This is a genomic window from Agrobacterium sp. AGB01, assembly GCF_014851585.1.
GTDB lineage: Bacteria > Pseudomonadota > Alphaproteobacteria > Rhizobiales > Rhizobiaceae > Agrobacterium.
Map to the genome: position 1 here is coordinate 451,974 of NZ_JACVAB010000002.1, position 24,743 is coordinate 476,716.

19 protein-coding genes are annotated in these 24,743 nt (G+C 56.0%); 6 read left to right on the plus strand and 13 right to left on the minus strand.

What is annotated here, in order from left to right; genetic code table 11:
- Window positions 1-10 precede the first annotated feature (10 nt).
- The gene (locus IB237_RS08900; protein WP_371815274.1) at window positions 11-742 is read left to right on the plus strand and encodes a L,D-transpeptidase; all 732 of its coding nucleotides are present in this window, start codon (window positions 11-13) and stop codon (window positions 740-742) included.
- A gap of 61 nt (window positions 743-803) precedes the next feature.
- Here the strand turns inward: IB237_RS08900 and IB237_RS08905 are convergent, their stop codons facing one another.
- Window positions 804-1,616, minus strand: coding sequence for a class I SAM-dependent methyltransferase (locus IB237_RS08905; RefSeq protein ID WP_192488289.1), 813 nt, complete (start codon window positions 1,614-1,616; stop codon window positions 804-806).
- Between the two features lie 111 nt (window positions 1,617-1,727).
- On the opposite strand from IB237_RS08905, the gene IB237_RS08910 reads away from it, so the two are divergent.
- The 4 genes from IB237_RS08910 to IB237_RS08925 all read left to right on the plus strand — a co-directional run bounded on the left by IB237_RS08910 (window position 1,728) and on the right by IB237_RS08925 (window position 5,910).
- On the plus strand, window positions 1,728-2,861 hold the full coding sequence (locus IB237_RS08910; protein WP_192488290.1) for an ABC transporter substrate-binding protein: 1,134 nt from the start codon (window positions 1,728-1,730) through the stop codon (window positions 2,859-2,861).
- Between the two features lie 99 nt (window positions 2,862-2,960).
- Window positions 2,961-4,097 (plus strand): ABC transporter substrate-binding protein, encoded by a 1,137-nt coding sequence (locus IB237_RS08915; protein WP_192488291.1) that lies wholly within the window; start codon window positions 2,961-2,963, stop codon window positions 4,095-4,097.
- Window positions 4,097-5,164 (plus strand): iron ABC transporter permease, encoded by a 1,068-nt coding sequence (locus IB237_RS08920; protein WP_192488292.1) that lies wholly within the window; start codon window positions 4,097-4,099, stop codon window positions 5,162-5,164. Before IB237_RS08915 ends, IB237_RS08920 begins: the two co-directional genes overlap by 1 nt.
- Window positions 5,158-5,910, plus strand: coding sequence for an ABC transporter ATP-binding protein (locus tag IB237_RS08925; protein ID WP_192488293.1), 753 nt, complete (start codon window positions 5,158-5,160; stop codon window positions 5,908-5,910). The genes IB237_RS08920 and IB237_RS08925 overlap by 7 nt, the downstream gene beginning before the upstream one ends.
- A gap of 51 nt (window positions 5,911-5,961) precedes the next feature.
- Here IB237_RS08925 and IB237_RS08930 read toward each other — a convergent pair whose 3' ends face one another.
- The 10 genes from IB237_RS08930 to bcsN form a co-directional block, all read right to left on the minus strand.
- Window positions 5,962-7,134 (minus strand): Gfo/Idh/MocA family protein, encoded by a 1,173-nt coding sequence (locus tag IB237_RS08930; RefSeq protein ID WP_192488294.1) that lies wholly within the window; start codon window positions 7,132-7,134, stop codon window positions 5,962-5,964.
- A gap of 21 nt (window positions 7,135-7,155) precedes the next feature.
- Window positions 7,156-8,208: a sugar phosphate isomerase/epimerase gene (locus tag IB237_RS08935; protein WP_192488295.1), complete on the minus strand. Its 1,053-nt coding sequence runs from the start codon at window positions 8,206-8,208 to the stop codon at window positions 7,156-7,158.
- 84 nt (window positions 8,209-8,292) lie between these two features.
- Window positions 8,293-9,246, minus strand: a complete 954-nt coding sequence (locus IB237_RS08940; RefSeq protein ID WP_192488296.1) for a substrate-binding domain-containing protein — start codon at window positions 9,244-9,246, stop codon at window positions 8,293-8,295.
- Window positions 9,247-9,321: 75 nt separating this feature from the next.
- Window positions 9,322-10,323: an ABC transporter permease gene (locus IB237_RS08945; RefSeq protein WP_192488297.1), complete on the minus strand. Its 1,002-nt coding sequence runs from the start codon at window positions 10,321-10,323 to the stop codon at window positions 9,322-9,324.
- A 10-nt stretch (window positions 10,324-10,333) separates the two neighbouring features.
- Window positions 10,334-11,857, minus strand: a complete 1,524-nt coding sequence (locus tag IB237_RS08950) for a sugar ABC transporter ATP-binding protein (RefSeq protein ID WP_192488298.1) — start codon at window positions 11,855-11,857, stop codon at window positions 10,334-10,336.
- Window positions 11,858-12,099: 242 nt separating this feature from the next.
- A complete protein-coding gene (locus tag IB237_RS08955; protein ID WP_192488299.1) occupies window positions 12,100-14,322 on the minus strand; it encodes a tetratricopeptide repeat protein in 2,223 nt (740 codons plus the stop codon).
- A complete protein-coding gene (locus IB237_RS08960; RefSeq protein WP_192488300.1) occupies window positions 14,319-15,368 on the minus strand; it encodes a glycosyl hydrolase family 8 in 1,050 nt (349 codons plus the stop codon). The genes IB237_RS08955 and IB237_RS08960 overlap by 4 nt, the downstream gene beginning before the upstream one ends.
- The gene (locus IB237_RS08965) at window positions 15,365-17,872 is read right to left on the minus strand and encodes a cellulose biosynthesis cyclic di-GMP-binding regulatory protein BcsB (protein ID WP_192488301.1); all 2,508 of its coding nucleotides are present in this window, start codon (window positions 17,870-17,872) and stop codon (window positions 15,365-15,367) included. The genes IB237_RS08960 and IB237_RS08965 overlap by 4 nt, the downstream gene beginning before the upstream one ends.
- Window positions 17,869-20,067, minus strand: a complete 2,199-nt coding sequence (gene bcsA / locus IB237_RS08970) for a UDP-forming cellulose synthase catalytic subunit (protein ID WP_192488302.1) — start codon at window positions 20,065-20,067, stop codon at window positions 17,869-17,871. The genes IB237_RS08965 and bcsA overlap by 4 nt, the downstream gene beginning before the upstream one ends.
- Window positions 20,068-20,154: 87 nt before the next feature.
- Window positions 20,155-21,030, minus strand: a complete 876-nt coding sequence (gene bcsN / locus IB237_RS08975) for a cellulose biosynthesis protein BcsN (protein ID WP_192488303.1) — start codon at window positions 21,028-21,030, stop codon at window positions 20,155-20,157.
- A gap of 506 nt (window positions 21,031-21,536) precedes the next feature.
- On the opposite strand from bcsN, the gene IB237_RS08980 reads away from it, so the two are divergent.
- Entirely contained in the window at window positions 21,537-22,448 is a 912-nt protein-coding gene (locus IB237_RS08980; protein WP_192488304.1) for a flagellin, read from the plus strand.
- Window positions 22,449-22,544: 96 nt separating this feature from the next.
- Here IB237_RS08980 and IB237_RS08985 read toward each other — a convergent pair whose 3' ends face one another.
- Window positions 22,545-23,327 carry an ATP-binding cassette domain-containing protein gene (locus IB237_RS08985; RefSeq protein ID WP_192488305.1) on the minus strand — a complete coding sequence of 261 codons (783 nt, stop codon included), beginning with the start codon at window positions 23,325-23,327 and terminating at the stop codon, window positions 22,545-22,547.
- A gap of 20 nt (window positions 23,328-23,347) precedes the next feature.
- Window positions 23,348-24,661 carry a sugar ABC transporter permease gene (locus tag IB237_RS08990; protein WP_192488306.1) on the minus strand — a complete coding sequence of 438 codons (1,314 nt, stop codon included), beginning with the start codon at window positions 24,659-24,661 and terminating at the stop codon, window positions 23,348-23,350.
- Window positions 24,662-24,743: the final 82 nt, after the last annotated feature.

The following is a 24,743-nucleotide window of genomic DNA, read 5'->3' on the forward strand; positions in this document are numbered from 1 at the left end:
AGGACGTCGATTGAAGACCGAGATTATCACAAGACGCATGTTCCTGCTGGGAACGGCCGGAATGGCAACCACCGTATTGGCTGGCTGCACCACGACCTCCAACCAGACCGTTGCGGCACCAGTTGAACCGTCTGTGGATAATTCCATGCTGGCCAGCATGTATGGCCCGATGCCGGAGGAGCAATTCCCGCTGCCGGCTATTCCTTATCAAAAAATTCCATCGCGTTTCCATCGCCAGATGGTTGCAAATCCTACCAGTGAGCGTCCCGGCACAATCATTGTCGATACGAGCAACCACTTCCTGTATCTGACGATGGAAGGTGGCCAGGCCATGCGTTACGGCGTTGGCCTTGGTCGTGCCGGTTTTGAATGGGCGGGCAGGGGTGTTATCCAATACAAACGCCAATGGCCACGCTGGACACCGCCGGATGAAATGGTGGCGCGCCAGCCTGAGTTGCAGCCTTACAGCATTGCCAATGGCGGCATGGATCCTGGTCTGAACAACCCGCTTGGTGCTCGCGCGCTTTACATTTTCCAAAACAACCAGGATACGCTCTACCGTATCCACGGGTCGCCGGAATGGTGGACGATTGGCAAATCGGTATCGTCTGGCTGCGTGCGCATGCTCAATCAGGATATCATCGATCTCTATAACCGGGTACCGGGTAAGACACCGATCCTGGTCATGAACCTTTCAGCGCCTATGGTTGCCGTTGCTCCGGGTCTCCCGCAGCCGGTTTGATCGTTTTGGTCTGAGTTTTCAAAAGCCCACGCCTTGGTGAAACGCGTGGGTTTTTTGTTGCTCAGGCATCCGGTTTGGTTGCCAGAATGGCGTAACGGTGTTGCAGGCCACGGGCCGTTGCCTTGAAAAATCCGAGGTCTTTGGCCTGCGCCTTATGGATTTTCTTAAGGTTGGCATCGACAGTAAGTGATTGGAAACCCGTGTCTTTCAACAGTGTGGCGACGGCATCTGCGCGTGCCCCATTCGAGAAATAGACGCGGGACAGGATGCTGTTGTGGGCGGTGGCACTGTGGCCCGGCGCATGCGGTGTTCCGGGATTGCGGAAGCCGGCATTTTCCAGAAACGCGGCAAGCTTCTTGAGCAGCTTTTCGCCAAGACTGATGTTGACGAAATCGCCGTCCACGATCAGCAGTTTACCGCCGGGTTTCAGGACGCGAAACCACTCGGCAAAGCTGGCCTTCGGGTCTACCAGCGTCCACACCAGATGGCGGGTTATAATGACATCATAGGTGCCATCCGGCTCCATGGTGTTTTCCGCGTCTGCCATGTTGAAATGGATCGAGCGGCTCCTGGAAATTGCCTTGGAGCGGGCCAATGCCAGCATGGTTTCGGACCAGTCGAGGCCGGTGACGGCAAAACCGAGATCATCCATCAGATGGGAGATTACGCCGGTGCCGCAGGCAAGGTCGAGTGCAACCCGACCGTTACCCGGACCCAGATGTTTGAGGATCAAAGCGTGCCAGGCGGCGCGCTCCTCATCGGAGAAAATCTCATGGCCGGGGGATAGATCGAAGGTTGCAGCGCGGGATGACCAATAGGCCTTGATTTCATCACGTAGTGCGAAATTATTCCCGTGTCTGTCTATGTTCGACATCGTATCCAACCCTGGCGTTCGTCACTTTGGAAACCGTCTAAAAGATAAAACTTGACGGTATCAGTCATAAAATAATAAAGCCCCGGCAGTTTTCACCGGAGAGCAATTTCAATGCGCATTACAGGCAAATCAACTGTACTTGCAATGGGTCTTCTCGTGTCGAGCGTATGGCCGGCATTTGCGGACAAGGTCACCCTCAAGGACGTCACGGGCCGTGATGTTGAGGTGAATGTGCCTGTCAAAAATGTCATTCTTGGCGAAGGCCGTCAGATCTATTTCCTTGCTGCTCTGGACAAGAACAACCCGTTTGAACACGTGGTTGGCTGGCGCGATGACCTGCCAAAGGCCGACCCTGAAACCTATGAGGCCTATCTGGCCAAATATCCTGACATCGCCAAGCTGCCGACTTTTGGTGGCATGAAGGATGGTACATTTGACATTGAGCAGGCGGTGGCGCTGAAGCCCGACGTCATCTTGATGAACATCGATGCCAAGACCGCAACGGAAGAGGCCGGTTACATCGAGAAGCTCGGCAAGGTTGGCATTCCGCTTGTATATGTCGACTTCCGTGAAAAGCCGATGGAAAACACTGAGCCGAGCATGCGCGTCATGGGCAAGCTGATGGGCAAGGAGCAACTGGCTGAAGACTTCATCAAGTTCCGCGCCGACAGCATCAAGAGCGTCACGGACGTTCTGGAAAAGAACAATCCGAAGAAGCCTGTTGTTTTCATCGAACGCGCCGGTGGTTATTCTGATGATTGCTGCATGTCTTTCGGCAACGAGAACTTCGGCAAGATGGTTGAAATTGCCGGTGGCATCAACATGGCCAAGGACATCATTCCCGGCACTTTCGGCACCGTTAATCCCGAACAGGTCATTGCTTCGAACCCTGACCAGATCATCGTGACGGGTGGTAAGTGGGACGCTTATGTTCCCGGTGGTAACTGGGTTGGTGTCGGTTATGGCGCTGATCTGAAAGAAGCCCGCCGCAAGCTGGAAAACCTGACCAAGCGTCCGGCCTTCACCGGTGTGCAGGCGGTCAAGGATGGCAATGTTCATGCCATCTGGCACCAGTTCTACAATAATCCGTACCAGTTCGTTGCCATTCAGGAAATTGCCAAGTGGCTGCACCCTGATCTGTTCAAAGATCTGGACCCTGAAGCAACCTTCAAGGAACTGCACGCGCGCTTCCTGCCGCTGGATTACAAGCCCGGCTACTTCGTGTCGCTGAAGGACGCAGAGTAAAAAATGACGACTGACGGTGCATGGGGGGGTGCCGGTTGATCAGGCGAGGCTGCAAAATTGCGGCCTCGCCATTTCTGATTAAAGAGAGAGGGACCACCCATGCGGTTCAAGATGTTTCGCCATGTAACGGTGCTCGCCGTTTCGCTTCTGGCAATGCCGGCATTTGCTGCTGAAATTACCGATGTCACGGGACATACGGTCGAGATCGAGTTGCCCGCCAAGCGCGTGATTGTTGGTGAAGCCCGCCAGATCCACGTTATCGCCGCGCTGAAAGGTGATCAGACATTCGACAGCATTGTCGGTTGGCGCGATGACCTGATCAAAAAAGATCCTGATAGTTATACGGCCTATGTCGAGAAGTTCCCGGCATTGGCGGATTTGCCGCGTTTCGGTTACATCCCGCAAGGCGATTTCAGCCTCGAGACCGCAATTTCGCTGACACCTGACGTCATCACATTGAACCTTGAGGCCGAAAAGGGTGCCAAGGAAAGCGGCTTTGAAGAAAAGGCAGCGGCTGCCGGTATCAAGGTCATCTATCTCGATTTCCGAATTGACCCGGACAAGAACAGCGAAAAATCAATCCGTATTCTTGGCCAGCTTTTTGGTGCAGAAAAGCGGGCAGAAGAATTCATTGCCTATCGCCGTGCAGAAATTGCCCGCGTCACCGACAGGTTGGCTGGCATCAGGGATCTGAAACGTCCTAATGTGTTCATCGAACGCTCGCCAGGTATCTCGGGTGAGAACACCTGCTGCCGCACATTCGGCCCCGCCAATTTCGGCGCGATGGTTGATCTGGCTGGCGGGCACAATGTCGCCGATGGGATTATCAAGACCACCTTTGGTGACCTCAATCCGGAACAACTCGTGGTGTCGGATCCTGCCCATGTCATCGTGACCGGCTCCAATTGGGCCGCTGAATCCGATATCAACCAGTTTGTCCCGCTCGGTCGTGGGGCCGACATGGTGGTGGCGCGAGAACGTCTTGCCAATCTCATGACACGCACGCCATTCCCAAACCTGTCTGCCGTCAAGAATGGTCAGGTTCATGGTGTCTGGCACCAGTTTTATGGCGCGCCATATGAGTTTTTCCCAATCCAGCAATTTGCGAAGTGGTTCCATCCGGACATCTTTGCCGATCTGGACCCGGAGAAGAATTTTGAGGAATTCCATAGGAAATTCCTGCCGGTGACGTATAAGCCGGGATATTTCGTCTCTCTCGAAAAAGGTTCGAACTGATGGCTTCCTTGAGTGAAACCGAGGTCAAAGTAACAGGGCGCGATCAATATCGCGCTCTTGCCACACGCAGGATTATCATTCTGGCGGGGCTGGTTTTTGCCCTGTGTCTCAGTCTTGCGGCAGACATGGCTCTTGGCCCGGCGCGATACACTTTATCGCAGGTTGTTGGTGCGATCCTGGATCCGGCTTCGGTCACTGACCAGCTTCGTGTGGTTATCTGGGATATTCGTATGCCGATTGCCTTGATGGCCGTAACCGTCGGGGCATCGCTTTCGGTTGCCGGTGCGCAGATGCAGACCATCTTGTCGAACCCGCTTGCCAGCCCGTTTACGCTTGGTATCTCGGCCGCCGCCAGCTTTGGCGCTGCTTTGGCACTGGTGGGGGGCGTGGCGATTTTTCCTGGTGCCGTACACTACATGGTGCCGATCAACGCGTTTTTGATGGCGATGCTGGCGGCGATGTTCATCCACTTCGCCTCGACCATGCGCGGTGTCAGTGTTGAGACCATCGTCCTTCTTGGGATCGCCTTGGTGTTCACCTTCAACGCGGCGCTGTCGCTGCTCGAATATTTGGCATCGGAACAGGCATTGGCCGCAGTTGTGTTCTGGACCATGGGCAGCCTGACCAAGGCAACATGGATGAAGGTCTATGTGACGGGTGGCATCATCGTGCTGACGGTGCCTTTGTTCATGAAAAACGCCTGGGCGCTGACTGCACTTCGTCTTGGTGACGACAAGGCTGCCAGCATGGGCGTCAATGTTCGTCGCCTGCGTTTGCAGACCATGCTGACCGTCAGCCTGCTGGCTGCCATTCCTGTGTCCTTTGTCGGGACAATCGGTTTTGTAGGTCTGGTTGGCCCGCACATTGCGCGTATGGTGGTGGGTGAGGACCAGCGCTTCTTCCTGCCGGGGTCGGTCATCTGCGGTGCACTGCTGTTGTCCGTGACCTCGGTTGTCAGCAAGATGCTTATTCCCGGCGCTATCCTGCCGATCGGTGTCATCACCGCGCTGGTTGGCGTTCCCTTCTTCTTCGTTCTGATCTTTTCCAACAGGAGGCGCGCATGGTAGCCCTTGCTCTCAAGGATGTCGGCGCGTCCTACGGTCGCGTTACCGTTCTTTCAAAGGTCGGCATCGATCTTCTGCAAAGCGGCAGTGTAACTGCGGTTATTGGACCAAACGCGGCTGGCAAATCGACACTGTTCAAACGCATCGCGGGGCTCATTTCCGGCCCCGGCCTGGTGCAGCTTTCCGATACGGAACGAGGTGATCGCACCATTTGTTACATGCCGCAGGATACCGGTGCGAACGCGGTTTTGACCGTGTACGAATCCATCCTGCTGTCTGCCAAACAGGGCGGTGGCTGGCGTGTTCAGGACAGTGAGCTCAATGAGATCGATGCCATCTTGAAGGCATTGCGCATTGAAGATCTGGCGTTTCGTGGTCTCGGTGAACTATCCGGCGGTCAGCGCCAGCTGGTCTCTCTGGCGCAGGCGCTGGTGCGCAGGCCGGAGGTGCTGCTGATGGATGAGCCGACGTCGGCGCTAGACCTGCATCGCCAGATCGAGGTGCTGGGTTTCGTGGCCGATCTGGCCAAAAAGAATGGCATGATCGTGCTGATTGCACTGCACGACCTCAACCATGCGCTTCGTTACTGCGAGAGCACTATCGTTATTGCAAAAGGTGAGATGATCGTCAGCGGCAACACATCCGATGTGATCAATGCCGATATGTTGCGAGATATCTACAAGATTGAGGCGCGTATAGAAAACTGCTCGCTGGGTCGCCCGCTGGTCATCGTAGACGGCGCGCTCTGAGACTTAGAGAACGCTTCCGGTTTCCTAGTGAAGCCGGAAGCGTTTGCATTCTTACAGCTTCACCCAGGCGGCATTTTTCCGCGATGAAGCAACGCAAGCCTCAATGAAGGCCACGCCATTTACACCATCATCAACGGTTGGATAAACCACTGCTTTGTCGACGCTCTTGCCGTTGCGCTTTGCCTCGATGGCATGGGCCGCTTCGGTGTAGATGGTGGCAAAGGCTTCCAGATATCCCTCGGGATGGCCGCCAGGAATGCGGGTGACGCGGGCTGCTGCCGCACCTGCACCGGCACCACCACGGGTAATCAACCGTTTTTCCTGACCAAAGGGTGTGAACCACAGACGGTTGGGATCTTCCTGCGCCCATTCCAGCCCGCCCTTGGTGCCGAAAACCCGCAGTTTCAGGGAGTTCTCGTTGCCGGGAGCAACCTGGCTGCACCACAACATGCCTTTGGCCCCGCCGGCAAAACGCAGCATGACATGGGCGTTGTCATCAACACGACGGCCTTCAACGAAGCTGTCGAGATCTGCGGCCAGACTATCCAGTGTCAGTCCGGTGACGAAGGAGGCTAGATTGAAGGCATGGGTGCCGATATCGCCCGTGGAGCCGCCAACGCCTGATTGTTTCGGGTCGGTACGCCATACTGCACCCTTGGCGCCGGTTGTTTCAAGCGCTTCGGTCAACCAATCCTGCGCATATTCGACCTGGACGACACGCAGGTCGCCAAGCTCGCCGGCCGCTATCATTTCGCGCGCCTGCCGCACCATGGGGTAGCCGGTGTAATTGTGGGTTAGGATGAACAGCGCACCGCTTTCGTCAGCTGCCTTTTTCAGTTTTTTGGCGTCAGCGAGTGAAGAGGTCAGCGGTTTGTCGCAGATGACGTGAATGCCACGTTTGAGAAATTCGCGTGCCGCCTCGTAATGCACATTGTTCGGCGTGACGATCGCCACCGCTTCAATGCCGTTTTTCAGCCGGGCTTCGCGGATCGCCATATCCTTGTAACTGGAATAGACGCGGTCCGGGCTCAGCCCCAGCTCGTGACCCGAGGCCACGGCCTTGTCAGGTGAAGAGGAGAGGGCGCCGGCCACCAGTTCAAAGCGGTTGTCTAGACGCGCTGCCATGCGGTGCACACCGCCGATAAATGCGCCGATACCGCCGCCGACCATGCCCAGACGAATGCGGCTGGTGGCTATTTCGGTCGTTTTTGCTTCAATAGTCATCGTGTTCCTCTTGGAGCTTTTTTACAGGCCCAACATGCGGCGGTTTGCGGCGTCATCGGTGCCGCTGGCAGCAAAGTCGTCAAATGCCTTTTCAGTGACGCGGATGATATGGGCTTTGACGAATTCTGCGCCTTCGCGGGCACCATCTTCCGGATGTTTGAGTGCGCATTCCCACTCGACCACGGCCCAGCCATCAAAATCATTAGCAGCCATTTTGGAAAACACTGCGCCGAAGTCCACCTGTCCGTCGCCCAGCGAACGAAAACGTCCGGCACGATTTACCCAGCCCTGATAACCACCATAAACGCCCTGTCGACCGGTCGGGTTGAACTCCGCATCCTTGACGTGGAACATCTTGATGCGGTCCTTATAGATATCGATGTTGTCGAGATAATCGAGGCACTGCAGCACATAGTGCGACGGGTCGTAGAGCATGTTAGCGCGCGGATGGTTTTTCACCCGCTCCAGGAACATTTCAAATGTTACGCCGTCATGCAGGTCTTCGCCGGGGTGGATTTCGTAGGCGATATCGACACCCTGTTCGTCGGCGTAGTCGAGAATTGGTGTCCAGCGTTTTGCCAGTTCGTCAAAGGCGGCTTCGACCAGGCCCGCCGGGCGTTGTGGCCATGGGTAGACAAAAGGCCATGCCAGCGCGCCCGAAAATGTCGCATGGGCCTTGATGCCCATATTGCGGGAAGCTTTCAGGGCCATTTTGACCTGTTCTACCGCCCATTGCTGACGCGCCTTGGGATTGCCGCGCACTTCCGGCACTGCAAAACCGTCAAACGCTTCGTCATAGGCGGGGTGAACGGCGACCAACTGTCCCTGCAAGTGGGTGGAAAGCTCTGTTACTTCGATGCCGTTCTGGCGGGCGACACCGGCAAATTCATCGCAATAGTCTTTGGATTCCGAGGCTTTTTTCAGATCGATCAGCTGGCTTGCCCATGTCGGCACCTGCACGCCGATATACCCTTTTTCGGCGGCCCATTTTGTAATGCCGTCCCAGGTGTTGAATGGGGCGGCATCGCCCGCGAACTGGCCCAGAAACAAGGCAGGTCCTTTGATCGTCTTCATAAATACCCTCCATTATCGAATATACGAAAAAACATAGGAATGGGGTGAATGCGCCCGCAGGCGGGCGCATTGCAGTTTGCGATATCAGAACGGGGAATCCGGGAAGTAGAACTGCTCGGCATTGTCCTTGGTGATCAGGGTTGCGTCGAGAATGTATTCGCCGCTAACCGGAACCTGATCGTAGAAATGCGCGGCGGTCAGCTGCATGGCTGTTGCGACCATTGCTGGCGGGTAAAGCACGTCAACCGGAACCAGCTTGTCGCCATCCATAACGCGCTTGATCATGTCTTTAGAACCGGCACCCGCCACCACATACTGGATATCGGTGCGTTTTGCCTGCTGAATTGCTTCGAGCACGCCAACCGCCATGTCATCATCCTGACACCAGACCACGTCGATCTTCTTGTACTTGGTCAGGTAGTCCTGCATGACGCGGAAGGCATCATCCCGGTTCCAGTTGCCGTACTGACGGTCGAGAACCTTGACGTTGGAATTGGCAATACCCTTGTCAAAGCCATCCTGACGCTGCTGGTCAATAGGGATTGGCATACCTCTGATAACCACAACTTCGGCGTCAGGGGTTGTTGCCTTGATGTATTCACCGGCCACCTGGCCAAGTGCAGGGTTGTTACCGGCAACATAGAGATCGCGGATGGTGTTGTCGTTGACGCTTGGTGCGCGGTCAACCAGGGCAACAAAGGTCTTCTTGTCCTTGATTTCCTTGATGGCGTTTGTCAGCGGATCCGGGTCGGTTGGCAGAACAACCAGCGCATCCAATCCCTGTACGGAAAGGTCCTGCAGGGCATTGGCCTGGCTGGCCGGGTCAGCGGACGTTTTTACAATAACGTTCAGACCGGGGTGTTCCTGCATCAGCAGTTTGGCGACGCGCTCTGCATGATACACCACGCCCGCTGTCCAGCCGTGGTCGGCTGCCGGAATGGAAACGCCAATGGTGACTTTTTTGTCCTGAGCATGCACGGATCCGGCAAATGATGCCGCCAGTGCTGCAAACGCGATGCCTAATATTTTTGTTCGCATGATCTTTCTCCCAAAAGATTGCGGGGCACGTCTCCTCCTCAACCAAGCTCGCCCCAACGGCCCGGCCAATCCTGTTTACTTGCGGGTCAAGGATCGCTGGACCAGCATGGCAATGATAATGATGGCGCCCTGAATGGCCCCAATCAGATATTCGCTGACGAAATTGGACAGCAGCATGATGTTGCCGACGATTTCGAGGATGAAAGCACCGCAGACGGTACCCCATATACGGCCGACACCGCCACGTAGCGCCGTGCCACCCACGACCACTGCGGTAATGGCCTGCAATTCCCACAACATGCCTGTTGTTGCGGACGTTGAGCCAAGGCGCGGCACGTAAAGAAGTACCGCAACTGCGACGCACAGACCCTGCACGACATAAGCAATGGTGCGAACCCGGTTGACGGAAATGCCGGAGTAACGGGCGACGTCTTCACTGGAACCAACAGCAATAACATGGCGGCCATAACGGGTGCGGTACAGCACGAATGCGGCAATGGCCGCAGTGATGAAAATGACCAGAACGGGAACCGGAACGCCAAACACCGTGCCGAAATAGACCGGGCGGTACATGGCCTGAATTTCCGAGTTGCGCAGGGTGATTGCGCCGCCTTGCGACAGCCATGTCGTCAGACCGCGATAGATGCCCATCGTTCCAAGTGTTGCGATGAACGGCTCAATGCGCCCGATCGTTGTGATGAGACCATTGGCAAGGCCACACATCGCGCCAATGACCAGTGCCAGCAACATGGCTGTCAGCAACATCCATGTCGGATCGGCTATCGTGCCGCTATTGATGAACAGGATCATCAGGCTGGCGACAAACGCCACCATGGATCCGACGGAAAGATCAAGCCCGCCAGCCGAAATCACATAGGTTGCGCCAAGTGCGATAATCGCGATGAAGGCGCTGCGGGTGATGACATTGAGCAGATTGTCGATGCCGATGAAGTTGGGGTTGGCAATGGTGCCGAGCACCAGCAAAAGCGCCAGCGCGACAAAGGGCGCGACAGCGCGTAAATCCCAGTCTTTTGAGGTTTTGGGTGCCTTGGTTTTTTCGGCAGCGGCGTCTGTCATTCAATCCCCCTTAAGCAACTTTTTCAGAGCTGACGCCTGTTGCCAGCACAACGATTTCATGTTCCGTCATTGCATCGCCTGTCACTTCACCGGCGATGTGGCCGGAGCGCATGACAACGATGCGGTCGCAGATGCCGATCAGCTCCGGCATTTCCGATGAAACGACGATCACCGATTTTCCCTGTTCGGCCAGCCCGACGATGAAACGGTAGATCTGTTCTTTTGTGCCGATGTCGATGCCGCGTGTCGGCTCATCGATGATGACGATGGATGGATTGAGCATCATCATTTTTGCCAGCAACAGTTTTTGCTGGTTGCCGCCGGAAAGCTGACCTGCCAGCAAATCCTTGCGGCCCGTGCGGATATCGAAGTCACGGATAGCGTCGTCCAATGCCTGCCGTTCCTTGCGCGCATCAATCTGCAGGCCGCTGACGAAATGTCTAAGTGAGGCGAGGGTAAGGTTGATGCGGAGGTCCTTACCGAGCAGCAAGCCTTTGCCCTTGCGATCTTCACTCAGGTAAACAATGCCTGCTTTCAGGCTTTCCTGTGCGTCACGAAAGCGTGCCGGGTTGCCATTGTGCTGGATAGTGCCGCTTGCAGGTCGCAGACCAACAACACCCTCCATTAGTTCTGTGCGGCCCGCGCCGACCAGCCCAGCAAAGCCAAGAATTTCACCCTTTTGCAGTTTGAAACTGGCGTCGGTGACGTAGCCCGGTACGGTGAAGTTATCGACTTCCAGCACGGGTTCCCGTGCGGCCGCTGCTTTTCGATCCGGGTAGAGCTTGGAAACATCGCGCCCCACCATCAGTCGAGCCATATCTGCCGGGTTGAGTGACGCGGCGTCATGGGTGCCGATCAGGCGACCGTCACGCAGGACGGTGACGCGATCGGCAATCTCCTTCACCTCCGGCAAACGGTGCGAAATATAGAGAACGGCGACACCCTTGGCCTTGATGTCACGGATGACAGCCAGCAGTGCATCGGTTTCGACAGGGGAGAGTGACGCGGTTGGCTCATCGAAAATAACCAGACGGTGCGGCACCAGAAGAACACGGGCGATCTGCACCAACTGCCTTTGGGCAATCGACAGACGACCAACGATGGCATCCGGATCGATAACTGCGCCAAGATCACGGATCGCCTTGGCAGCACCTTCGCGCATGGCGGTATCATCAACGATCGGGCCACGGGTCAACTCGCGGCCAAGGTAGATATTCTGTGCAACGGTCAAATCCGGTGCCAGCAGGATTTCCTGATGGACCAGCACGACGCCGTGGTTTTCCGCATCCACAGAGCCGGCGAATGTAACCGGTTTCTTGTCAATGCGCAGTTCGCCGTTTGTGGGACGTTCATTTCCGGCGAATAACTTCATTAATGTCGATTTGCCAGCGCCATTCTCGCCAATGATGGCGTGCACCTCCCCGGCATAAACCTGAAGATTGATGTCGTGCAAAACCTGTACGGGGCCGAAAGACTTGTTGAGTGAGGCGGCTTCGAGAATCAAAGACGCGGAATCTTTGCCCTGCGCCGTCATAGGGCGCTTCCCGCAGGCTGCATGTCTGCTAAGGCCGCCAGCAACAAGCTGTGCGTCCACCGGTTTTCTGGCTGCACGTGAACTCCTCCCAAAGCTCCGGCTCGGTGGCATTTTTCATGCTCACCATGACCTTATGTAAGGCTAGCCTTCATTGTGAGGTACGTAAAGCAAATTCGTTCGAATAACGCTTTTCGTGAACATCAAAAGAGCGAAGTCCTGTCAAACTTCGCTCTTTGAGTGTTTTAGTAATCGGCGCCGGAGGCCGCAGCTCTGGCGCTGCGGGCGTTGGCAAGACCCAATACGGCATCGCGGTTGCCGGTTGCAGCGACGCTTTCGAATATCTGGATCGCGTCAGCGTAACGTTTCATGTTGAGGTAGGAATACCCCCTGATGACCATAAGGTCGGTACGTTCCGTGGCAAAACGCGACCGTTGATCCAGCATGATTAGCGCTTCAGGGTAACGGCCGTTGCGATAGGCCGCCAGCGCGCGATCAGTCAGGATTGCGACTTGCAATTCCGTCGCCTTGCCTTTGTCCATGCCGCCCTTGGCAGCAGAGACAGCGGCATTGTCGGTTAGGCCCATGCGCAGGTAAGCAAGGCTTTGGCCGTAAGCGGCGTCACTGCGAATATTGGACTGGTCGCTGCGCAAGGCCGATTCAAAGGCTTTGAGCGCTTCCGCCGGCCGATTGGCCTCCATCAGGCACCAACCCTGTTGCAAAGCAGTTTGCGATGACAGATTTTGCGGGCGACTGTTGAGATTGCAGCCACGTTGCTGTCTCGAGGTGGCTCTATCTGCGGCGACGGCGCGGGGCTGACTGGTGGCGATTGCAGTTGCGGACTGCTGGTCAACAGGCGATTGCGCGGTTGATACCTGTGAAGGTGCCTGGGTATAGACCGTCCGAGGCGCGGTATTGACCGCCTGAACCTGACCAAGCTGGGCAATGCGCTCTGAGCGACCTGCCCATTCCTGTTGAATGCGACGGGTTTCTGGCAGATTGGCAAGTTCGTAGTTGGTCAATGCCAGACCATAGGCAGATGGTTCGTCATCAGCTTTCCAACCGAGGGCCGTTGTAAACCACTGAATGGCGAGTTGTGGTTGCTGGAAAGCGCGGGCATACCAACCAAATTCCTGGGCGGTTGCCGGGTCTTTCGCCTTGACGGTTTCCTCGCCAATGCGTTTCAGAACCTCGGCATCCAAGGGAACAGGCGGTTCGAGCGCCAGCAGGTTGGCGGTTGCTGCCAGATAGGTCTTGTGAGCATCGTCAGATGCATCACGCCACTCATACATGATCTCCTCGGCTTCCTGGGGTTTGTCACGTGCAAGAAGAGCAAGTGCCAAACCCTGAGAGGCTGATGCAGAGTTTTCCTTGTTGTGTGCTTTGCGGAACCATTTTTCTGCGTCGGTGACGTTTTCCCGCATAATGTAGTACCAGCCAAGCAAAAGATCATCGCTGGCCAGCCCATCGGTTTCCGCAAGACGTTCCAAGCGACTAACATAGGTCGGAGCGACGGCGAGTTTTGCGTCCGTGCCGCCATTGGCGACAAACTGGCGGGCAAGGTCATTCTTGACCGGTTCGAATTCGAGTGTGCCGTCTGCCTTGGTTTTTTCCTGCGCCAGCAACTCCTCGGTCATTGCGGGCGGCAGCAAAGCGGCGGCCTTCTGTACGGTTGCCAGGCGTTCATTTTCCTGCGTGCAATTGGTCAGCACATACATGTAGGCATCGCGGGCGCGATTATCGCGGTTGGTGCTGGCGAAAGCTTCTGCAACACGCCACAGCGTGTCGACCTCGCTGCAGGTCAAAAGGCCGGAGTTGGCAGCCGCCACCTCAATTACTGTCGCATATTGTTTGAGGTTGGATGCATTGACGAGTTTGATGCGGGCCTCTGCCATGTCGAGCATTTCGAGCAGGTTGGCGGGAGGTTGCCAGCCGGCTTCTGCCTGCTGACGGTCGACAATGGCCTTGCGAACTTCCGCGTAGCGCGCCTCGGAATAGAGCTTCCACATGTTTTCAAGCTGCGGATCTCCGACCGGCGGTACAGCAAGCGGATTTTCCGGTGGAACCCAGTTGGGATAAAGCGACTTCAGGCGGGCAATTTCGGCGTTCAGGCGGGCCGTGTCCCCCTGCGTTGCGAAATAACGCAATGCGCTTTCGTCCACCTCCGGCACAGCTGTGGCTGCTGGCTGTGGGGCGGTGTTGGTCTGCGGGACACGCACTTGTGCGGCTTGCTGCGCTGGCAGATCATTTGACAGCTGTGCCACTTCAATCGGTCTCTGGCTGTTGTCAGGCACGCTGTAGGGCGCAGGTGCTGCAGACGGTGTTGGCTGCAACGCCAGCAGCCCGCTTTGCGCAGACTTGCCATGTACGCCTGTCACTTGGCCCATGATTTCGCTTCGCCATTCGACAGCGACAAAACCGACTGCGGCCAGAAGAGCGGTGGATACGAGAAGCGGTGTAGTTTTCATAGGCACTCCCGATGTGTCTGCGTCGCTGCGGACAGGGCCAGCAGGTGCAGGGTCGAGGGGTAATAGAGGGTTGGACTGAAGCTGCGCAGATCTTCGGGGATCTTGGTGCCATTAGCTGCACAGGCAGCAATGGCCGCAACAATACGATAACCGGGGTCGGACAACGTGTCCTTCACCGCATTCTGCCTGAGATCAATCGTTGCAATATTGCCATTGTCTGCACTCATGCCGGTCAGCAGCCGGTTATAAAGGGCGGCGGTACCTGCCTTTGCCTGGGCAAGGTAAAGCGGAATACGAACGGCATTGTAACCGAACTCAGGGGCAAAACCTTCGGCAGGTTGTGGCCTACGCTTCATGGACACCCAGTCGGCAGGCAATTTGCGATCACCGAAAGAGAAGCTGTCGAGCAGCGCGACGCCATCATTTGTCAATGCCTGCCACACTGGCGAGGGCGAGAGGGCATCAAACACCGGAAACGCTTCGAAAATCAGATAGGACGGATTGATAACCGGTCCATCAGCGCGCTCGCTGGATGAGAACCCCTCGACGGCCGGCAGAAGCAATGTACGCCCCGCGTTTTGGATCACAGCCTTTTGTGCGATCGTATCGATGATGGTGCGTGCGGTCTGCTGGTAGTCCGAGCGGTTCCACTGTTGAGCCGCCAGAGCCAGCGCGTAGGCAATCAGGATATCGCCGTCAGTCGCATTGTTGATGTCGGTAATATGCGGGTTTGCCTGAGGGTCCCATTTCCAGGCTGCCAAACCATCATTGCGTACCAGCAGCTCGGTTTTGGTAAAGGACCAGATCAGTTCAAAATCCGCTGGATTATCAGCCAATACAGACAACCACATGCCATAACCCTGGCCCTCACTGTGACTGATGTTGCCATTGCCGGTATCAATGACCCGACCGCTGTTGTCCAGAAACGCAGCCTTGTAGGCGCTCCATGCCGGTGCATCGATTGTTGCGGCAAAGGATTTGGCGGGAAGGGCGGCCATCAGAGCAAATCCGGCGATACGTAATGCGCGCAAGATAGAGGGCGTCATTTGCGTCTCCCCATCATGCGCAGCATGGCCGTGGTGATCACGCCCAAAAGGCAGAGAAAACCAACGAAAGCCAGTGAGTAGGAGAGGACATTGGTGGAAAGCCAATTGGCAGCAATCAAACGCCAGTTCGAGAAGGAGAATTCGCGTGTCACATAAAAACGTGGCTGCTGCACCGGAATGCTCTGCACTGTGTCGGTTGCGGCATCATAGGTGGTGACGCGACCTGCCACTTTGCGCCAGCGGGTTTCCTCGGAAATCGCGGCCATGCCGGCGCGCAAATCACTGGAGTTTGGTGCTGTCGCCATGGTCCACACACCGTCACCGGACGGGCTCAAGCCTTGAGCCAGCATGAAGGAGACATTGGCTGGCGGAGAATAGGATTCTTCCGCAGATGGCAGGAAGCGTAGCGTATCCGGACTGATGTCAAAGTTGCGCTTCATCCATTCCTCGAAGGAGGAGATCTGACCTTGCCATTTGCCGTTATTAACCTTGCGACGCCAGTCATCAAACATCACTTCGGTATTGTCGCCATTCTGGTTGGCGCCTTGGCCTCCTAGCCACGAAACCTGGCTTGACGGTGTAATGTTGAATTGTGCAAGCAATGCCTCCTGCATTTGGGAAACGGTGCCAACGAAAATTGCATCTCTGTCGCCGACTGCCGAGGCCGAGGCCACAGTTTCAACCGGAATAGGATGCCCGGCGGACATGGCGAGGCGGCTGACCAGCGTTGCTGCGGTCGACAGACTTTCGCTATCGGCGCGGTCCAGGGAAATTGCTACCGGGCTATTGTCTGCGCGGTAAGGCTGGCCGACGCCACTGGTAGCAGCGAGATCAGGTTTTTTGCCAAGAAGGGCGAAGTTCGGCATGTAAAATTCGGACGTATCGAACAACGCAAATCTCGGCGTTTCGCTGGCCGTAGCACCGGGCAGGCAGGCCTTGTCCGCCTCGGTCAACAATACTGCTTCCATAGAAATGGCGTTGGCGCCGGGGACAAAATGACGAAGCGTCAGATTGATCGGCAAGTGACGGAATATACCGCCGCCATTGTTGGAGATCGGTACCGTGGACGCAATATTGCCGTTGACGTAGATGTTGATCTGGCTGCCCGGCAGTACTTCATCCGAATAGGCGGCGTCGAGCAGCAAGGTTGCTTCGCCATAGGCATCCGCAAAAAAGTCGGAGGGAACCCCGATCATGAAGTCGGTTTGGAAACGTCGCCCGGAAAATTCGCTGCTTTGAATACCAAGTTCCGAAAAGGCAATGCGCCGATCACTCATTACCAATGGCGTATCGGGCCCATGCCATGCCTTGGTGTAAAGCGTGCTTCTGACCGATCCGGCAGGGCGTTCCATGGCCGTGAACAGCGTGTCGATTGCAGATTGGACAGCCTGTGGTGTCGGCCCGGTGACAAGCAGAGGCGCATAAGCGCGGTTGGCATCCATTTCGAAACCGGCAAATGACGCCGCAAGCGCTTCCGGTGGCAGTTCGCCAGCCAGTGGTGCAATTTCGCGTGTGGTGCCCACAACAACGGTCAAGGTGCCGGGAGGCTGTGTCGCCGGCATTTCTGTTGTCACAACAACATTCTGGTTCGGCATCTGGGTGCGCAATGCAAGTGCCTGTGACAGGCGCAGCAACTGGTCGGAAAATGCCGGGTTGGACAGTGTCGGCGCCACGATGATGATTGTGGTTACGCCCGAGGCATCAAGGCCCGTTGCGCTGATGTCATCGATGCTTTGTATGCGATTGGCGACATCGGCTCCGAAGTTGATATAGGTCTCAGCGGGATTTACGTCCGTCCACAGATCATAGGTCGATTGTGCGGTGCAGTCAGTCCGGTGCCGCTGCTGTGCCGAGAAGGCGATGACATTGGCTCCCGCCTGCAAGGTGCCGGGAGGAATTGGCATCGAGGCGCTGCCTTCACCATCCGGCGAAGAAATTGGGCTGGGTGGCAGCATGGTGTTGTTGATGCGCACGCTCAGGTTAGAGCTTTCAGGCGCCACTACGATCGAGTTCTGGTACCCGATCCGCAGGGATGTCGCCGTCTGTGCCTGTTCTGGCGTCAGATAGATTGTCCATTGCTTGCGTTCGGTCTCGCCGGAAAGGCTAAGACTTTTAAACGGTAACAGAAAACGTTTGCGGTCATCAACAGCTGCCGCAGCTGTAGGCCTTGCCGGTACCTGCCGCGTTGCCTGATTGCTGGCCGGTTGTTGTACCGGAGCTGGCGCGGCGGGTGCGGGCGGCTGATATGTCGGCTGCGGTGCAACCGGTGGCCGGACAGCCGGTGTTGATACCTGTGGTGTTGCAGCGGGAGGTACCACACGGGTTGCAGGTGGAGCGACAGGTGGTACAGCCGAAGTAGAAGCAGGTGGCGGAGTGACCGCTGGTGGTGCGGCAGCTGGCGGGTTGGTTGGACGCTCGCCGGTCATATCAAACGGGTTTGACTGCGCATAGGCAAATGTCGAAACGGAGGCCAGCAGAAGTGCGGAAACAAGACGGTGTTTCATTGTTTGCCACCCTTCGCACCGGCTGCTGGTGCTTGTGGTTCACCCCGCATGCCGCGGAACAGGTAATAGAGCCCGCGATTGGTCTGATAGAGAGCAATGGTCATGAACGACAAGGTGCCGCGGATCAAGCCTGGATTGGACCGCCTTGCACGCTGGAAAGCCGTCCACTGTTCGGAGTTGGCGAAAATCAGATCAGCGATCAGGCGGTGGTCCTGTGCCTGCTGAGGCGCAAAGGTGGCACCGATCGATGTGTAACCGTCGTTTTTGGTGGTGCGCACAACATTGATGGTCATGGTCGTTGGCACGCCATCGGCATAGGGCTTGATACGGATGGTGGCCGTTGAGTTCTTTTCGACCGTTGGCGGGTTGCGATCAAAAATGTTGATCAGCAGGCCATGAACCGAAACGTTGTCGATGATGGCCGGATGCCATACGTCGCTGTCGCCGATTTGCAGATCGCAGCGGCGTTTCACTGTGATACGACGCGAGGCCGAACGTTCACCACGTTCAGAAACCACGCCAAGTGCGCAGCCGGCAAAAATAAGGTTGAGCAGGTTCCAGCCACCCACCACCAGCGTGACGTCGGCCTTATAGGGCTCGGCATAGATGCGATAGATCGCAAAGGCCATGGCCACCAGCAGCACGCCAAAGATGACGAAGAACGGTCGACTGATTTCCGACAGGCGGCTTTGTTTGATGGACTCGTCCTTGGCCGTCACCTTGAAGGTAGGTTTGCTCGGATTGAAGATCACCGATACCACGGCCGGCAGGAGATGGACGGTCTGCACATATTCATAGAGTTCGGAAATCCACGGCCATCGGAAATTGCCGTAGAGGTAGTTCTGCATCATCAGGTTCACCAGCATGTAGGCTGCGGTGTAGGCAAGGAACTCGCCACCCGATGCGACAAAGATCTGCAGGTCGAAAAACAAGTAGAACAGCGGAGCGAACAGGAAGATCGTGCGCGGGAATGGAAACAGCCAGAAAAGCGTCGACGACATATAGCACAGGCGCTGGGTGAGGCTAAGGCCGCGGCGGAACAGTGGCTGACGGAAAATCAGGATCTGCATCATGCCCTGTGCCCAGCGGCTGCGTTGGCCAATGAAGCTGGCAAAGGTTGCTGGCTGCAGGCCGGCAATCAGCGGCTTGTCGACATAGATACTGTTCCAGCCGCGCGAATGCAGGGCCAGAGCGGTTTCGCAGTCTTCGGTAATGCTGACGCCACTGAAGCCATCGGTATCGGCAAGGGCGGTGCGACGCAGCACCGCCGCCGATCCACAGAAGAATGCGCCGTTCCATTTATCCAGACCACGCTGGATAATGCCGTAAAACATCTCGTTTTCACTTGGCATTGTCTCGAACGTATTGAGGTTACGTTCAATCGGGTCCGGATTGATGAAGAAGTGTGGTGTCTGCACCAGAAACAGCTTCGGGTCACTTTCGAAGTAACCAACGGTTTCGCGCAGGAAGTCACGGGCAGGGGCGTGGTCGGCGTCGAACACCGTCACCAGTTCGCCGGTCGAATGAGCAAGGCCGTTGTTTAGATTACCTGCCTTGGCGTGTTCGTTGCGGGCACGGGTCAGGTAACGCACATCGAGATCGGCGCATAATTTCTGCAATTCCTCGTGACGGCGCAAGGCGGCCTGTGCATCTGGAATGTTGTTGGAATTACGCTTCTGCTCGGTGCCGCCGTCATCCAGCAGCCAGACGGTAAACTTGTCGGCCGGGTAGTCCATATTGCGGGCTGCGGCCAGCGTATTGGCCAACAGTTCGGAATCTTCATTATAGGTTGGAACGAACACATCTACCGTTGGCAGATAGTCTTCCGAACCGGGTCTCGATGTGCGCGACGGCAATGGCATGGAAACGATGACAAGGCTGAGGCCGAGCATCAGCACGCTGTACATTTCTGCGAGATAAAGCAGGAAGCCTGGAATGAAGTTTTCAAGTTGATTGACCGGAGGCAAGGTGCTGGTGGTGCGCCAGTAGACATAACGCAGCACGATGGCCGTGCCGAAGGCAAGACCAATCAGCCGCCAACGGCCGGTCCCATCAAGCGTCTTGATCGTGCCAAGCAGGACGATCGAGATTGCCGTGGCAATAAGATGCGTTTGAAGGCTCACCGGCAAGGTAATGATGGTCAGTACGCAGACCGATGTCAGCAACCAGACTAGGATGGCAATAGCCTTACTCATCGGCGACCTTCTGTTTCGCATGCTCTTTTGAGCTTTTGTAATTATCGCCCGCATGGGCATTTCTTTACAAAACCTAAACGAAAAAGGTTAACGACATCCTTGCGTGCTGCCATTTGCTGACAGGCATCCTGGCGAAGGAATGACGACCGATTTCTCAGGCTTTACAGCCGTTTCCTGCCTTGTCGCCTGTGGCGATTGAGGCAACGGTGACGGTATGGCGACATTTACTTTTGGCTGCGTTGCGACGGCCTGAGGTGCGGCAGTTACCACTGTCTGAGGCTGGTATGATATGTTGGCGGGTACGGACACGCGACGGGGCGTTGGCGGCTGCGATGGCGCCTGCGAGCCCGGCTGCATCGGGAAGGATGTTCCAGTGACCGGATAAATCGGGTTGCTGGAACGACCAATGCCGGCATCAGGTGCCTGCGGCGTGCCGTATGGGTTCCACGTCGGATTGATGTAGTTGCCAGTGATCGTGAAATTATACATCAGTGACAGCAGTTCCTGCACGGTTGCCGATGGCTGGCAAAGGCGTGCACGAACGTTGATCTTGCCAAGGTTACGCAATCCCTGGCGCATGTCCTGCTTGGAGCGAATTTCCTGCCAGCCATAAAGGCATAGATCGCTGCCCTGTCCGTTGCCCACGGCATAGGAAAATGCGCCGTAGCTGTTTTGCAGATATTCTTGCGACATCGAAATGCGCTTGCCGGGAAACTCACGACGGATTTCACGCGCAATCTGGCTGGCCCGTGTCCCTTCAAAGCCAAGACCATCTGTCACGGTGGTACCCTGCCTTTGCGGTCCAAACAGTTCGATCTTCAGATAATTCTGGCCTGGTGTGGTGCCTTCGGAACGCAGCAGGACATCCTGCTTCATGGCATTGGAATAATTGTAGTTAATCACGGCCATGATTTCAGGTCCGCCAGGCGGGGGGAAAATCATTGCCTGTTCGGCTGCCACCATTTGCGGTGCGCCAGATGTCTGGATTCCGCCCTTATCCGTGCAGCCTGAGAGGATGCCAAAAAATAGCGGAATCGACCCGAAAACAAGGGTTTTCGAGAGAGTAACTGTCGCCGAATCTTGCGTTCTGGAGAGGCCGCGAGGGACCCGAATCAGTTGTGACCAGACCATGCCTATGGAATAGGGGAGGAGCCTGATTTAGCAATCTGAAAATTAACCTGTCAGCGATGTTTTTTATCTTTTGTTCATACATTTTTTTAAGATCTGGCGAATTTTGTTAAGCGATTGTTAACCCTTCCCATTTTCAGCCATGTGAACAACCCCCGAAATTAAGAAGTCTGAAACAATTGGATGTGAATTTCCTCACATCCGCAGCAGGTTTGGCTTGGTCGTTCATTAAGAGCAATCAGCTGAGTGGCATGATGCCGAACTGCTGTGCTCCGGTAGGATATTATCAGTCCGGTATGTCCCCATAACCAGTATTTCGTAAAAACAGGGACAAAAAAATTATGGCTAGCATTCTGACCAACGTTTCCGCGATGTCCGCTCTGCAGACGCTGCGCTCGATCAACAGCAACCTCGAGAAGACCCAGAACAACATTTCTACGGGTCAGCGCGTTTCACAAGCGTCCGACAACGCCGCTTACTGGTCAATCGCAACTACCATGCGTTCTGACAATGGTGCGCTTTCGGCTGTTCAGGACGCTATCGGTCTTGGCGCTGCCAAGGTTGATACCGCCTACTCCGGTATGGAATCCGCAATTGAAGTTGTGAAAGAAATCAAGAAGAAGCTCGTTACGGCCCAGGAAGGTTCCGTAGACAGCAAGAAGGTTCAGGAAGAAATCACGCAGCTGCAGGAACAGCTGAAGTCGATTGCTGAATCTGCTTCCTTCTCTGGCGAAAACATGATCGCTGGTTCGGGCACGCAGTCTGTTATCTCGGGCTTTGTTCGTGACAGCAGCGGCGGCGTTTCCGTGAAGAAGACCGACTATGTCATGAAGTCCACGGGCACCGATGCCAACGTTCTGTTCGGCACCAACACTGCTGGCGCTCTCGTCACGACAGCTGGTATTCTCGGTGCAACCAGCGGCGCGCTCGGCATTTCGGTCAATAACCTCGACGTTACAAACACTTCGACCGGTTATCTCGATCAGGCGTTGACAGCTATTGAAAGCGCGCTGACCAAGATGACAAGTGCTGGCGCTGAGCTCGGTTCCGTTTCTACCCGTATCGACATGCAGGAAGACTTCATCGCCAAGCTGAACGCTTCGCTTGAGCGTGGTATCGGCCGTTTGGTTGACGCTGACATGAACGAAGAGTCCACTCGTCTGAAGGCTCTGCAGACGCAGCAGCAGCTGGCCATCCAGTCGCTGTCGATTGCAAACTCGGACTCGCAGAACATCCTGTCGCTGTTCCGTTAATCGGACCACTCACTCTCTTATATATAAAGAGAGAAGCCGCGCTCTTCGGAGCGCGGCTTTTTCTTGTGTTGATGTTGATGCAACCGATTAGGTACTTCAGTTTTTCATGGCGCCTGGGCCTGGCGTGGCACCCGCAGGTACTTTGCCCATGATGATCATGCCAAGCACCTCATCCTTGGTGACGTCCTGTGTGCGGGCATGGCCAACCACCTTGCCGTTCTTCATCACGAATACCCTATCTGCCAGATCAAACACGTCATGAATGTCGTGGCTGATGAGGAAGATGCCGATACCCTGTTTTTTCAATTCCTTGATGAGGTCGCCGACCTGAGCGGTTTCCTGAGGCCCAAGAGCTGCAGTCGGCTCATCCATAATGAGGATGCGTGCATCGAACAGAATGGCGCGGGCAATGGCGACAGACTGGCGCTGACCGCCGGAAAGCGCTTTCACAGGTTCCTTGAAACGGCGGAAGTTGGGGTTGAGGCGTCCCATGACTTCACGGGCAGATGCTTCCATCGCTACATCGTCCAGCGTGCCCCATTTTGTCTTCAACTCGCGGCCAAGATAAAGATTGGCAGCCGCATCGACGTTATCGGCGACAGCAAGTGTCTGATAGATGGTTTCAATGCCGTATTTCTTGGCATCACGCGGATTACGGATGTCTGCCGATTCACCGTTGATGAGAATATCGCCCTGGTCGCGGCGGTAGGCGCCGGACAATATCTTGATAAGTGTCGATTTGCCCGCACCGTTGTGCCCAAGCAGGGCGACGACTTCACCGGGAAAAAGATCGACCGATGCGTTTTCGACTGCGTGAATGCCGCCGAAGGATATGGAGATGTTTTTCATTTCCACGAGGGGAGAGGTTTGTTCCGTCATGTCGGAAGCTCCTAAATCTCTTACTTGGCGCGGGCGCGGTAAATGGTGTCGAGCCAGACGGCCACCACCAGAACGAAACCGACGACGATACGCTGGAACGGGGTGTCGATGCCGACAAGAACCATGCCGGATTGCAGCGACTGCATGACGAGCGCGCCGAGCATGGCTCCTGCGATCGTGCCTACACCACCAGCCAGCGAGGTCCCCCCGATAACGGCTGCTGCGATGGTGTAAAGTTCATCCAGCTCACCCTGGGCATTGGTGGCTGCATTGAGGCGTGCCGTGGAAATGGCGGCAGCAATGGCGCAAAGTGCTCCCATCAGCGCAAAAATCTTTACGGTGACCCAGCGCGTCTTGATGCCGGCGAGTTCAGCGGCTTCCGGGTTGCCACCGATGGCAAACACGTAACGGCCAAAACGCAGGCGCGTGGCGATGAAAGTCATGACCGCGCCGACGCACAGCGCCATCAACACCGGAATGGCAATGCCATGGGCGATGAACAGCCCGCCGTCTGGCCATGCAATGCCATTGGCATCGGCATAGTTACGGGCAATGGCAACCGGCCATGGGTAGCTGTTGGCCACGGCAACCGCACCGATCACGATGGCGCAGCCGAGTGCACCGAGGAAATATTCCGCCCAGACCGGGCGCAAGGGGAAACCGAAACGGCGGCGCTGGTGGCGTGAGTTGAGAATGGCGACAATGATTGCCACGCAGGCAAATGCCGCAACGATCCAGCTCCATGTCGCGCCGATCGACCCATTTGTGCCGCCGCCCATCAGGCGGAATGTGCTATCCATGGGGGCGACAGTACGACCGCTGGTGATGAACCAGGTGCCACCGCGCCAGACCAGCAGGCCGCCAAGGGTGACGATGAAGGACGGCACATTCATGAAGGCGATGATGAGGCCATGCAGTGCGCCGATCGCGGCACCGACAAGCAGGCCAATGCTGAGTGTGATGATCCAGGTCGCCGGATGTTCAAAGCCCAGCACCTTGGGCAGCAGTTCAGCCTGCATCACACCCATGATCATGCCTGAAAACCCCAGGATGGAGCCGACCGAAAGGTCAATGTTGCGGGTGACGATGACCAAGACCATGCCCGTCGCCATCACAGCGACCGATGCGGTCTGAACAGAGAGGTTCCACAGGTTGCGCGGCGTCAGAAACAATCCGCCGGACAGGAAATGAAACCCGAGCCATATAAGAAGAAGGGCACCCACCATGCCGAGAAGACGGGTGTCGAGTTCCGTTGCCGCGATAAAACGCGAAATTGAACTGCGACCTGCATCATTGGCGGGATGGGACGATTTTGATTGCGTGATGTCGGCCATTGGCTGCCGTTCCTCCTCACATCATGCTGATGTCTAAGCATTACCGGCTGAAACCGCTGCTCACTACGACCTTTAAAAAGGT

What these genes read in the sequence shown, in the direction of transcription:
- IB237_RS08905 (WP_192488289.1), bottom strand. Translation starts at nt 1,616, where the DNA reads ATGTCGAACATAGACAGACACGGGAATAATTTCGCACTACGTGATGAA.
- IB237_RS08910 (WP_192488290.1), top strand. Translation starts at nt 1,728, where the DNA reads ATGCGCATTACAGGCAAATCAACTGTACTTGCAATGGGTCTTCTCGTG.
- IB237_RS08915 (WP_192488291.1), top strand. Translation starts at nt 2,961, where the DNA reads ATGCGGTTCAAGATGTTTCGCCATGTAACGGTGCTCGCCGTTTCGCTT.
- IB237_RS08920 (WP_192488292.1), top strand. Translation starts at nt 4,097, where the DNA reads ATGGCTTCCTTGAGTGAAACCGAGGTCAAAGTAACAGGGCGCGATCAA.
- IB237_RS08925 (WP_192488293.1), top strand. Translation starts at nt 5,158, where the DNA reads ATGGTAGCCCTTGCTCTCAAGGATGTCGGCGCGTCCTACGGTCGCGTT.
- IB237_RS08930 (WP_192488294.1), bottom strand. Translation starts at nt 7,134, where the DNA reads ATGACTATTGAAGCAAAAACGACCGAAATAGCCACCAGCCGCATTCGT.
- IB237_RS08935 (WP_192488295.1), bottom strand. Translation starts at nt 8,208, where the DNA reads ATGAAGACGATCAAAGGACCTGCCTTGTTTCTGGGCCAGTTCGCGGGC.
- IB237_RS08940 (WP_192488296.1), bottom strand. Translation starts at nt 9,246, where the DNA reads ATGCGAACAAAAATATTAGGCATCGCGTTTGCAGCACTGGCGGCATCA.
- IB237_RS08945 (WP_192488297.1), bottom strand. Translation starts at nt 10,323, where the DNA reads ATGACAGACGCCGCTGCCGAAAAAACCAAGGCACCCAAAACCTCAAAA.
- IB237_RS08950 (WP_192488298.1), bottom strand. Translation starts at nt 11,857, where the DNA reads ATGACGGCGCAGGGCAAAGATTCCGCGTCTTTGATTCTCGAAGCCGCC.
- IB237_RS08955 (WP_192488299.1), bottom strand. Translation starts at nt 14,322, where the DNA reads ATGAAAACTACACCGCTTCTCGTATCCACCGCTCTTCTGGCCGCAGTC.
- IB237_RS08960 (WP_192488300.1), bottom strand. Translation starts at nt 15,368, where the DNA reads ATGACGCCCTCTATCTTGCGCGCATTACGTATCGCCGGATTTGCTCTG.
- IB237_RS08965 (WP_192488301.1), bottom strand. Translation starts at nt 17,872, where the DNA reads ATGAAACACCGTCTTGTTTCCGCACTTCTGCTGGCCTCCGTTTCGACA.
- bcsA (WP_192488302.1), bottom strand. Translation starts at nt 20,067, where the DNA reads ATGAGTAAGGCTATTGCCATCCTAGTCTGGTTGCTGACATCGGTCTGC.
- bcsN (WP_192488303.1), bottom strand. Translation starts at nt 21,030, where the DNA reads ATGGTGGCAGCCGAACAGGCAATGATTTTCCCCCCGCCTGGCGGACCT.
- IB237_RS08980 (WP_192488304.1), top strand. Translation starts at nt 21,537, where the DNA reads ATGGCTAGCATTCTGACCAACGTTTCCGCGATGTCCGCTCTGCAGACG.
- IB237_RS08985 (WP_192488305.1), bottom strand. Translation starts at nt 23,327, where the DNA reads ATGACGGAACAAACCTCTCCCCTCGTGGAAATGAAAAACATCTCCATA.
- IB237_RS08990 (WP_192488306.1), bottom strand. Translation starts at nt 24,661, where the DNA reads ATGGCCGACATCACGCAATCAAAATCGTCCCATCCCGCCAATGATGCA.